Raw genomic sequence first — 9,115 nt, 5'->3', positions numbered from 1 at the left:
TTGGGGTAATCCAGCGTGCGGTATTTCTGGTGCAGGCGTTCCTTGATAATACGCAGCATGTCAAAGCCTCACAGATCGTGTCCGCAGTACGAGAGGTTGAAACTCTTGTTGCAGAGCGGGAAGTCGGAAATCTGGTTGCCGCGCAGGGCCATGGCAAGGCCGGGCCAGTTGTGGAACGAAGGGTCAATGGCCTTGTAGGTCAAAAATTTGCCGCCAGGCCCGGTCACGGCCACATGGCAGATTTCGCCGCGCCAGCCTTCAACCTGCGATACGGCGAGGGTATCGGGCGGAAGGGACGCAAGGGCATCGGCGTCTGTCTGCTCCGCAAGGGGCGGCAGGTTGGCGAGAGTGGAAATATCCGCCTCAAGCAGGCGCAGGGAATCGTCAATCTCCTTGCTGCGCACAAGGGTGCGGGCCAGAACGTCGCCCGTGGTTTCAACACGCGGCGTGCAGTCCCTGGTGGGCAGATCGGCAAGGGGAAAGTGGAAACGCGCGTCAACCTTGAGTCCGCAGGCCCGCGCGGCCATACCCACAAGACCGAGATTCTGGGCGGTTTCCCGGCTGACGTAGCCTGTGCCCGTGAGGCGTTCGAGCACGCTTTCGGTATGCAGCATCACGTCCACAGCGCCGCGCACGTCGCGCCCTGCCGCCTTGATGCGCGCAAGCATGTCTGCGCAGCCGTCCGCGTCAAGATCGTAGGCCGTGCCGCCGGGGCGCAGCAGCCCCCTGCCAAAGCGGTTGCCGCACAGACAGGCCGTGGTGTTGAGAAAATCACCGCGTATGCGGCCATTCCACGAGGCGGTGGGCAAAAAGCCCGTATCCCCGGCAATGGCCCCCAGGTCGCCCGTGTGGTTGGCAAGGCGCTCAAGCTCAAGGCCAACTCGCCGCAGACGGTGAGCGCGCGGGCCGACCACGCAGCCCGCAAGGCGTTCAATCAGTACGCAATGGGCCGTTGCATGGCCTATGGTTGTATCGCCTGCGGCGCATTCCAGCAGGGGCAGGCAACGGGCAAGGGGGCCGCGCACAATCATGCGTTCAAGTCCACGGTGCTGATAACCCAGAGCAATCTCAAGGTTCAGCACGTTTTCACCGTGGCACTGAAAGCGGAAATGCCCTGGCTCAATAACCCCGGCATGTACGGGGCCAACGGCAACTTCGTGGATTTCCTCGCCTTCAACCCTGTAGAAGGGATAGGGCTGGGCCGCCTGGCCGGGCGCCGTGGCAAGCGAGCCGCCTTCGGCCTGCGTTCTGGCATTGGCTTCTGCGGCGTCCGGGATGCGGCGCACACTTTTGAGCCAGGGATGCCCCTCGGGCCGTATGCCCCATTGTTCAAATATCTCGCGTTCAAACAGATGTGCCTGAGGCGCGGCGGGCGTCATGGAAGCATATGACTGCAAGGGGGCGGTGCGCATGGCGGCAAGATAGTGCGAACTGTCCTGAGCCAGCACGCAGCACAATCCCGCAGGGGCGTTTTCGTCCGAAGATTCCGGCAGGCCGAATAGGGCCAGCAGGCGCCAGCCCTCGGCAATGTAGCGGCGCACAAAAGCACCCAGTTCTTCAACAGAAACAGGGGGCATGCCCGACAGCGGCACGGTATCGCGGTAATCGAATAGCATCGGCCCTCTCACCGTTGGCAGCGCAAAACCCGTTGGATTTTGGCAGCAGCCTTTGGCGTTTATGCGCCTATGAGCGCAGCGGCGCGGTTAAGAAAATTCCACAACCAGTCGGGAATCCACAGGCCCAGAGTCAGCACGGTCAGCCCCAGAACCAGCGGCGGCAGGACGCTCAGCACCGGCTCGGAGCTTGCGGGCGGCAGGTCCACAGGGCGGTTGCCCTGCACCATGCGCAGCACCGACACGGAAAGCCCCACAAAGATGGTGGCCAGCAGCACCAGATATCCGGCGGAAAGCCAGGGCAGGTCAGCCGCCAGCATGCCCTTGAAGATGAGCAGCTCGCTGACAAAAAGCCCAAAGGGCGGCGACCCCGCAACAGCCAGAAATCCGGCAGTCCACAGCGCCGCCGTGGCGGGCATGGTCCAGCGCATGCCGTGCACGTCGTAGCTGGAATAGGTGTGGTAGCGGGCAAGAATGTTGCCAGAAAGCAGAAAGAGCATGCACTTGGTGAGCGAATGGCAAACCGCATGCAGCATAGCGCCGGGCACAGCCACGCCGCCCACGCCTATGCCCAGAGCCAGAATGCCCATGTGCTCAACGCTGGAATAAGCCAGCATGCGCTTGTAGTGGCCTTGCCCCACAATAAAGATGGCGGCTGTCATGAGCGAAAGAATGCCGAAAAACATGAGCATGCCGCCCGAAAGTCCGCCAAGCCCCGCAGCCAGCATGATCTGGTGCCCGCGCAGCATGCCCAGCATGGCGCAGTTGAGCAGCGCGCCCGAAAGCAGGGCCGAAACCAGCGAAGGGGCCTGGCTGTGCGCATCGGGCAGCCAGTTGTGCAGAGGCGCCAAGCCCATCTTGGTGCCGTAGCCCACCAGCAGAAAAACAAAGGCCGCCTTGAGCCATGTGGGTTCGGCAAGGGCCGCGTTACGCACAAACCAGCTCACCTGATCCATGCCGTCTGCCGCGCCCGTTGCTCCTTCCGCACCGTGGAACGACACGGCGAGCAAAATGTTGCCCAGCAGGGCCAGGGCAATGCCCACAGAGCATATGATCAGGTACTTCCAGGTGGCTTCCAGCGAACTCTTGTGACGGTGAAAATAAATGAGCTGTGCGCTGGAAAGCGTGGTCGCCTCAATGCCCACCCACTGCGCGCCCATGTGCGGCGTGATGGTCACAAGCGTCATGGCCCCGAGAAAAAAGCACAGGCAGGCCGTGAAGCGGCGCTCCGGCGCATTGGTGAAGCGCCCGTGGTCCAGAATATTCGTGTGCTCGCCGATGCGTTCTTCTTCCTTCAGATAGTGCACGGCATAGAACGACGCAGCCAGAAACAGCAGGCTCGCCAGCATCAGAAAAAGCACGCCCAGAGCGTCCGGGGCCAGCAGACCGCCGAGTTCTGAGGGGGATTCTCCGCGCGCGACCCTGACGGCAATTGAAGCGGCAAGGGCTGTATGCGCCAGTGCCGTGAGAGGCAGGCCAAGGCGGCAGATGACGGCGCGGCCCCAGAGCAGCATGATGCAGCCTGCGCACAGGGGAATGAAAAGAAGTGCTGTCAGCATGCGCTCGTCCTAATCTCTGAGGCTGCGGAACCGCGCCACGTCAATGGAGGCGAAGGAATCGCTGATATGGTTGATGGCTATGCCCATAACAAACACGGCCACAAAAACGTCCAGCAGGAGGGCCAGTTCAAACCACACAGTGCCGCCTGTCATGAGCGGCACACCCAGCAGAAAGATGCCGTTTTCCGCCACCAGATAGCCGATGACCTGGGTGATGGCCTTGATGCGCCCCACAATGAGGATAAATCCGCAGAAGAGCGTTGCCAGCCCGGTGGGCAGCAGCAATGGGGGATAAAGCCCCAGCGGCATGACCAGCTTGCCGTCCAGCCAGATGGAAAATACTAGACCGGCCATGCCTGCGAGCACACCAAAACCCACGCGGCGGGCGGGGCAGATCAGGGCCTCGGCGGGCAGCCGCTTTTGGGTGCGCCACAGCAATCCGGGCAGCAAGGCCCCCTTGATCAGCAACACAGCCCCGGCCAGCAGGGCGTGGTCAAGGCTCAGCAGCAGGGCCGCCAGCAGCAGCCCCTGAAAGGCTGTGAGCTGCGTCATGCCTGAAACGCGGCGCGTTCCAAGCTGCAAAAAATTGCTCAATACCAGAAGGAAAAGACAGGACTGCAAAAGCGTGGTCATGGCAACCTCGCCTGGGTCAGAATAAGCGTGAGCATGCCCATGGCCGCTGCTGCGCCCAGCAGGTAGGGCACGCGCTCCATGCGCAGACGGGCCATGATGGATTCCACCATGCCCACAACCACGGAAAGTAGCAGCACAATGCCAAGGCGTACCCACAATTGTTCCCACAAGGGCAGCGCAGGAGTGAGCAGGCCCGCGATGAGCGCGGCGAAAAACCACAGCTTGAGGGCAGCGCCGTAGAGTATCAGGGCCAGATTGGGACCGGAATGGTCAAGCACCATGACTTCATGAATCATGGTCAGTTCAAGGTGCGTGTTGGGGTCGTCCACCGGGATACGGCAGTTTTCCACCAGCAGCAGCACAAAAAAGATCACGGGCAGGAGCAGCAGTTCCCCCTTGCCTGTCAGCCATGCCCCGGCGGTCTGCCCGCCAAACATGGTGGAAAGGCTGAAGGCCGTTTCCGTGCTGTGGCCAAGGCCGAGGCACAGGCTTGTAAGCACCATGAGCGCCAGAAAAAATACGGGTTCCGCAAGGGCGGAGAATGTGGCTTCGCGGCTTGCGCCCATGCCTTCAAATGCCGACCCTGTATCCAGCGCGCCCAGCATGACGGCAAAGCGCCCCATGCCCAGCAGGTAGGCTGCCAGCACAAAATCGCCCGCAAAGGCCAGCGGCGAAACCGCGCCGCCGAGGGGCAGCAGGGCCAGCGCGCAGATGACGCCTGCCAGGGATATGGAGGGGGCGGCGGCAAATATCCATGTGGATGTGCGGCTGATCACCTCGCCCTTGCGCAGCAGTTTGGCGATATCATAGTAGGTTTGCAGCACGGGCTTGCCGTGGCGTCCTGCAAATTTGGCCTTGACCCGGTTAATGATGCCGGGCAGCAGGGGGGCCAGAATCAGGGACAGGGCAAACTGCGTAAAATAGACCGCAAGCTCGGCTTTCATGAGTGCAGCCCCCACACAAGCAGAGCCACCAACGTGGCAAGAATATACAGAATATACAGGTGGATTTTGCCGTGCTGAATAACCTTGCAGGCATTGCACAGGTTTTCCACCGCTGTAAACAGCGGCGTAAACAGGCCGCTGCGCAGGCGGTCGGGCGCGGTGACGCTCAGTTGTCCGCCTTTGGGGAACAACCCTTCATCCAGTTGCAGGCGTGTCTTGAGGCCCATGACCGGAGCAAATATCTTTGCCGTGGGTTCGGAGAAAGCCGCATCCGTATACTGGATGCGGGCAGATCCGCCCTGAAAGCCGCAGCCCCAGGTGGGCATGGATTCCACAGCGCGTTTTTTGAGCAGGCAGCGGCGGACAAAAAGGATAATCAGGGCCAGTCCAAGGCCGGCTCCGCCGATTTTTGCCACGGCTGCCAGGCTTGTATGCGCCTGCGCCAAGCCAGTCAGGCCAGCCTGCTGAAATGCCGGGGGCAAGGGCAGGGCGCTTTGCGCCGCCCCTGCTGCCAGATCAAAAAAACAGGGGGCAGCCAGGCCGCCCGCCAGACACACGGCGGCGGGCAGAGCGAGGGGCCAGAGCGTGCGCCAGGAAAGTGGATGCACGCTGGCGGCAAAGCCGGAACGCGGTTCGCCCAGAAAGGCGATGCCGTAAGCCTTGGCGTACAGGGCTGCCGCAAGGCCGCTGATGCAGGCAAGGCCCGCCAGGGCAAGCAACAGGCCCACCTGACGTTCCACGCCAAAAAGCGCGGGGCCGTCCAGCAGGGAAAGGCCCATCACGAGTTCGCCCGCAAATCCGTTAAAAGGCGGCAGGCAGGCAATGGCTGCCGCACCGATGGCAAAGGCCGCGCCAAGCAGGGGCAGACGTTTTTGCAGTCCGCCCAGATGCTGCATGCGCACGGTTCCTGTGGCGTGCAGCACTTCGCCTGCGCACAGGAACAGCAGCCCCTTGAATGCCGAGTGGTTGAGCATGTGCAGCAGCGCGCCGGAAAATCCCAGTACAGCAATCCACGCATTGCCGCAGCTCTGGCCGATAAGCCCGGCCCCCAGCCCCATGACCATCAGGCCCATGTTTTCCACGCTGGAATAGGCGAGCAGCCTTTTGAGGTTGCTTTGGGCTGTGGCTTTTAAAATTCCCATGAGGCCGGTGGCAAGGCCCAGCAATAGTAGCGTCCAGCCCCACCATTCGGGTGCCGCGCCAGCCGGGGCAAGCATGCCCACGCTGCGGATCATGCCGTAAAATCCCGCATTGATCATGGCTCCGGAGAGCAGGGCCGAAACATGACTTGGCGCGGCAGGGTGCGCTTCGGGCAGCCATACGTGCAGGGGGGCAAGGCCCGCCTTGGCCCCAAAACCGACCAGAGCCAGCACAAACAGGGCCGTGAGCAGGCCGGGGCCGGAATAGCCTTGCGCCTGTTCAAGCACCCGCGCAAGCACAGCCCCGCCCTGGAGGGCATCAAGCGAGGTGTCGCCTGTGACCTGCCACAACAGGGTAAAGAAGGCCATGAGGGCCACAGCGCCCAGGTGGGCCGCCACAAGGTAGACCCAGGAGGCGTCGCGCACCTTGCTGTCGCCGTCATTGAAATCAATAAGAAAGAAGGGTGCCAGCGACATGATTTCCCACGCCAGCATGAACAGTACGGCATCGCGTGCGGTCATCACCAGGGCAAGGCCAATGAGCAGCATATGAAAAAAGAACCAGTGCGCCGCAAGATTGTGGCGCTCCGGTTCTTCATGCCGCAGGGCAATGCCGCCCGAGGCGGCGCAGACAAAACCCAGACCAAACACTGGCAGCAAAAAAAGGCGGCTCAGGGCATCCATGCCCAAGGCGCAGGAGCCCACGGGCAAAGCCAGCGGCAAACGCAAGCTCTCCTGCCCGGCCCATGGGCCGGAGGCAAGGGCGCACAAGCCAACAAGACAGCCCGCAAAGGCCCCGATAACGCCAACCGCATTGGCCGCGCGTCCGGTTGCCTTTGAGGGCGGGCGCACGGCCAGGAGTGCGCACAGGGCGGCTGTTGCCGACAATATGCCGATAGCCGTGATAAAAAGGAACATGACTGCCGGAATACCTACGCCAGGCCGTCTTTCAGCTGCTTTTCAAAGTAGGCGATGGTTTTTACCAGGCCTTCTTCAAGGGCTACCTTGGGTTCCCAGCCAAGCTTTTCGCGGGCCAGGGTAATATCGGGCTTGCGCTGCTTGGGGTCATCGCAGGGCAGGGGTTCGTAAGAAATCACAGACTTGCTGCCGGTCATTTCCACGACCTTTTCGGCCAGCTCGCGGATGGTGAATTCACCGGGGTTGCCCATGTTCATGGGACCCACAAAATCATCGGGCGAGGCCATGAAGCGGATCATGCACTCCACAAGGTCATCCACATAGCAGAAGGAACGTGTCTGGGAGCCATCGCCGTAAATGGTGATGGCTTCGCCCTTGAGCGCCTGGATGATGAAGTTGGAGACCACGCGGCCATCGTTGGGGTGCATCTTGGGTCCGTAGGTATTGAAGATGCGTCCCACCTTGATGGGCAGGCCGCCCTGCCGCCAGTAGGCAAAGAACAGGGCTTCGGCGCAGCGTTTGCCTTCATCGTAGCAGGAGCGGATGCCGTTGGGGTTCACATGGCCCCAGTAGCTTTCCTGCTGCGGATGTATCTCGGGGTCGCCGTACACTTCGCTGGTGGATGCCTGATAAATGCGCGCGCCAAGCCTCTTGGCCAGACCCAGCATGTTGATGGCGCCGTGAACGCAGGTCTTGATGGTCTGCACCGGGTCGTGCTGATAATGGATGGGCGAGGCCGGGCAGGCCAGATTATAAATTTCATCCACCTCTACAAAGAGGGGAAACGTCACGTCGTGGCGGATAAGCTCAAACCTGCGGTTATCCATGAGCGCTTCCACGTTGGCGCGGGCGCTGGAAAAAAAATTGTCCACGCAGAGCACTTCGTGCCCTTCGTTGAGCAGGCGTTCGCACAGTTGCGAACCCAAAAAGCCGGAACCGCCGGTGACCAGAATGCGTTTGCGGAGATGCATGATTCCCCCGAATAAAGTATAGGAAACCAGTAAAAACTGGCAAATCCTCCAAAGCATAGCCCCATTGTTCGGGCTTTGCAATGGCGGTTGGATGCCGGGGTGTCTGCTGCCGGGGACTTGCCCCTTGCCTTTCGCCTGCGCCCGTTGCTATGTATCGGCCGCGAGGTAAACCATGTCGAAAAAATCAGCCGTCCGCATTGATCCCCTGACTCTGGCCTTGCCCCTTGCCGGGGTGGACAGCCACGCGCACCTTGATGGTCAGGAATTTGATGCGGACCGCGACGCCGTGCTTGAACGCGCCCGCACGGCAGGCTTGGCCCAGGTGGGCAACGTTTTTTTGGGGCCCGAAGAATATCATGCCCGCCGGGCTCATTTTGACGCCCACCCCGAAGTTTTTTTTCTTATGGGCGTACACCCTTGTGACGGGCAGAAGTGCACGCAGGAGCGCCTTGTCGCCATGCGCGCTGCCTTTGCCGAGGACTCCCGGCTCAAGGCCGTGGGCGAAATAGGGCTGGATTTTTACTGGCCTGATTGCCCGAAGGAAATCCAGTATCAGGCGCTGCGTGATCAGCTTGCTCTGGCCCGTGCCGTGGAACGTCCGGTGGTCATCCACTGCCGCGAGGCAGAGGATGAAACGCTCATGACGCTGGAAGCCGAGGGCTTTGCCGGGTATCCCCTCCTGTGGCACTGCTTTGGTCAGGGGCCGGAAACAGCGCGGCGCATCCTGCGCAACGGCTGGCACATATCCATTCCCGGCCCTGTCACCTACAAGGCCAACGAGGCGCTGCGCGAGGCCGTGGCCCTTATCCCCGCCGACCGTCTGCTGCTGGAAACCGACGCCCCCTATCTTGCACCCCTGCCGTGGCGCGGCAAGCGCAACGAGCCGTCCTATACGGTGTTTACCGTGCGGGCCATGGCCGAAGCGCGGGGAGAAAATCCCGAAGAACTCTGGCGAACCTGCGGCGACAATGCCCGCCGGTTTTTCGGTCTGCCAGGGCAGGAATGATGCGGTGCTGGCGGAATCAGCCCCGCCCGCTCGGCTGGCCCTGCACGGGTCTGTTCTTGTGTCCACATGGCAGAAGTGATACCATGTCCAAAGCCGCTCGAAACGGTGGCTTGGTAATGTTTTTGACAAATATTTTCAGTGGTTGTCCGCACCACGTCCGGCTTGCCGCAGCGCAATGCAGCAGGGCCGCTTTGGCGCGTCCTCTATAGCGTCAGCGCAAGCTGTTTGCCCAACTTCAAGGAGATTCCATGTCGGATCTGCGTACCCCCCTCACTGCCTGGCACGAGGCGCATGGCGCAAAAATGGCCCCCTTTGCCGGGTGGCTTATGCCC

At 61.5% G+C, this 9,115-nt stretch carries 7 protein-coding genes; 1 reads left to right on the top strand and 6 read right to left on the bottom strand.

Annotated elements, in window-relative coordinates:
* Positions 1-68: 68 nt before the first annotated feature.
* From VEZ52_RS01585 to VEZ52_RS01560, 6 genes are read right to left on the bottom strand one after another with little or no spacing between them, the layout of a single operon-like run.
* Positions 69-1,616 (bottom strand): NADH-quinone oxidoreductase subunit C, encoded by a 1,548-nt coding sequence (locus VEZ52_RS01585; protein WP_324835244.1) that lies wholly within the window; start codon positions 1,614-1,616, stop codon positions 69-71.
* 59 nt (positions 1,617-1,675) lie between these two features.
* The gene (locus tag VEZ52_RS01580) at positions 1,676-3,172 is read right to left on the bottom strand and encodes a proton-conducting transporter membrane subunit (protein ID WP_324835243.1); all 1,497 of its coding nucleotides are present in this window, start codon (positions 3,170-3,172) and stop codon (positions 1,676-1,678) included.
* Positions 3,173-3,181: 9 nt separating this feature from the next.
* Positions 3,182-3,805 carry a hydrogenase-4 component E gene (locus VEZ52_RS01575; RefSeq protein ID WP_324835242.1) on the bottom strand — a complete coding sequence of 208 codons (624 nt, stop codon included), beginning with the start codon at positions 3,803-3,805 and terminating at the stop codon, positions 3,182-3,184.
* Entirely contained in the window at positions 3,802-4,749 is a 948-nt protein-coding gene (locus VEZ52_RS01570; RefSeq protein WP_324835241.1) for a respiratory chain complex I subunit 1 family protein, read from the bottom strand. Before VEZ52_RS01570 ends, VEZ52_RS01575 begins: the two co-directional genes overlap by 4 nt.
* A complete protein-coding gene (locus tag VEZ52_RS01565) occupies positions 4,746-6,806 on the bottom strand; it encodes a proton-conducting transporter membrane subunit (protein WP_324835240.1) in 2,061 nt (686 codons plus the stop codon). The genes VEZ52_RS01570 and VEZ52_RS01565 overlap by 4 nt, the downstream gene beginning before the upstream one ends.
* 14 nt (positions 6,807-6,820) lie before the next feature.
* Entirely contained in the window at positions 6,821-7,777 is a 957-nt protein-coding gene (locus VEZ52_RS01560; protein WP_324835239.1) for a UDP-glucuronic acid decarboxylase family protein, read from the bottom strand.
* 172 nt (positions 7,778-7,949) lie between these two features.
* On the opposite strand from VEZ52_RS01560, the gene VEZ52_RS01555 reads away from it, so the two are divergent.
* Positions 7,950-8,783 carry a TatD family hydrolase gene (locus VEZ52_RS01555; RefSeq protein ID WP_324835238.1) on the top strand — a complete coding sequence of 278 codons (834 nt, stop codon included), beginning with the start codon at positions 7,950-7,952 and terminating at the stop codon, positions 8,781-8,783.
* Positions 8,784-9,115: the final 332 nt, after the last annotated feature.

The sequence above is a fragment of the Desulfovibrio sp. genome, assembly GCF_035644575.1.
Taxonomy (GTDB): Bacteria; Desulfobacterota; Desulfovibrionia; order Desulfovibrionales; family Desulfovibrionaceae; genus Desulfovibrio.
Note: the sequence above shows the minus strand (reverse complement) of the source record. Positions and strands in the feature narration are given on the sequence as shown.

What these genes read in the sequence shown, in the direction of transcription:
- VEZ52_RS01560 (WP_324835239.1), bottom strand. Translation starts at nt 7,777, where the DNA reads ATGCATCTCCGCAAACGCATTCTGGTCACCGGCGGTTCCGGCTTTTTG.
- VEZ52_RS01580 (WP_324835243.1), bottom strand. Translation starts at nt 3,172, where the DNA reads ATGCTGACAGCACTTCTTTTCATTCCCCTGTGCGCAGGCTGCATCATG.
- VEZ52_RS01585 (WP_324835244.1), bottom strand. Translation starts at nt 1,616, where the DNA reads ATGCTATTCGATTACCGCGATACCGTGCCGCTGTCGGGCATGCCCCCT.
- VEZ52_RS01565 (WP_324835240.1), bottom strand. Translation starts at nt 6,806, where the DNA reads ATGTTCCTTTTTATCACGGCTATCGGCATATTGTCGGCAACAGCCGCC.
- VEZ52_RS01575 (WP_324835242.1), bottom strand. Translation starts at nt 3,805, where the DNA reads ATGACCACGCTTTTGCAGTCCTGTCTTTTCCTTCTGGTATTGAGCAAT.
- VEZ52_RS01555 (WP_324835238.1), top strand. Translation starts at nt 7,950, where the DNA reads ATGTCGAAAAAATCAGCCGTCCGCATTGATCCCCTGACTCTGGCCTTG.
- VEZ52_RS01570 (WP_324835241.1), bottom strand. Translation starts at nt 4,749, where the DNA reads ATGAAAGCCGAGCTTGCGGTCTATTTTACGCAGTTTGCCCTGTCCCTG.